Below are 1,101 nucleotides of genomic sequence, written 5' to 3'. Positions count from 1 at the left end.
GCCGCGCTGCTCGGCGAGGCCGAGGTCGCCTCGAGCCCGGCCATGTCGTTGGCCCCGACGTCGGCGCCGCTGCGCCAGTGGGCCTGGACGCCGTCACGCAGGACCCAGTAGGGCTCGGTCGTGATCGAATCGATGTAGGCGTCGCCGATGTTGTCGTCGGTGACCGCGCCGGGGTTGATGAGCTTGCCCTCGGCGTCGGAGTAGACCCGGATCTCGCTGCACTGGCGGCCAAAGCCGAGCCCTGCCATGCGCAGATCCGTGCCGATCGAATACATCGATCCTTCGAGGGCCTGCTGCAAGACGATCTGCCGGCGCTGGAGGCTCGCGGTGTCCTTTTGGATCGAGGCAAACGCGAACACGCCCATCAGCACGATCGACGACACCAAGATCGCAACCATCAGCTCGATCAGGGTGAAGCCCCGCTGCCCCCGAACACCCTGGGCGTTTTTGTACTTGTGAAAATTCATTACCCTGGCTCCCGCGCGTCGTTGACCCGAACCGTGCGCAGCTGCACGCCGCGGACCCAGGGCGAGAATTCCGGTGAGGCCGGATCGAGGTTGTCGGACACGAGGTCGTCGACGTCGACGTCGGACGGCGGTGGAAAGGCGGGGTTGGTGTAGTCGAGCCACAAGACCGTGACCTCGAGCTGGACCGCGTCGGGCGTGCCCGCGCCGCCGGTCGGCCAGCGGTCGACCCTGCGCCCGACCCAGTAAAAGTCGGCGCGCACGCCCGGGGCCCGCTCGCCGGTCGCGTTGGGCACGGCCCCGTAGTCGCGCAGCTCCCAGGTGTCGAGGTCGACGTCGTCGTAGGGCAAGGCCGGGTTTTGGGCCCCGGCGAAGTCGAACTCGATCAGCTCGTCGAAGCTCGTGGCCATCAGCTCGGCCATGATCTCCTGGGCGATGCGCTCGCCCTCGCGGGTCTCCATTGACGCGCGCTGGGCCTCGATCCCGCGGCTCTCCATCGCGACCAATCCGACGACCGCGACGATGAACACGATCAGCGCGACCATGACCTCGGCCATGGTGAAGCCGGCCTCGGACCCGCGCGATTTTCGTTCAGGTGTCCCCATCATGGCTCCGGGATCTCATCGAATTTGCGAAT

The 1,101-nt window shown here is 66.9% G+C and carries 2 protein-coding genes; both read right to left on the bottom strand.

The window, feature by feature from the left end; genetic code table 11:
• The coding region (locus ENSA5_RS16335) for a PilW family protein (protein ID WP_146155764.1) at nt 1-467 on the bottom strand (467 nt) is incomplete at its 3' end.
• Nucleotides 467-1,072, bottom strand: a complete 606-nt coding sequence (locus ENSA5_RS16330; protein WP_146155763.1) for a PilV family protein — start codon at nt 1,070-1,072, stop codon at nt 467-469. The genes ENSA5_RS16330 and ENSA5_RS16335, both read right to left, overlap by 1 nt.
• Between the last annotated feature and the right edge of the window lie 29 nt (nt 1,073-1,101).

This window comes from Enhygromyxa salina (assembly GCF_002994615.1).
GTDB lineage: Bacteria > Myxococcota_A > Polyangia > Nannocystales > Nannocystaceae > Plesiocystis > Plesiocystis salina_A.
Note: the sequence above shows the minus strand (reverse complement) of the source record. Positions and strands in the feature narration are given on the sequence as shown.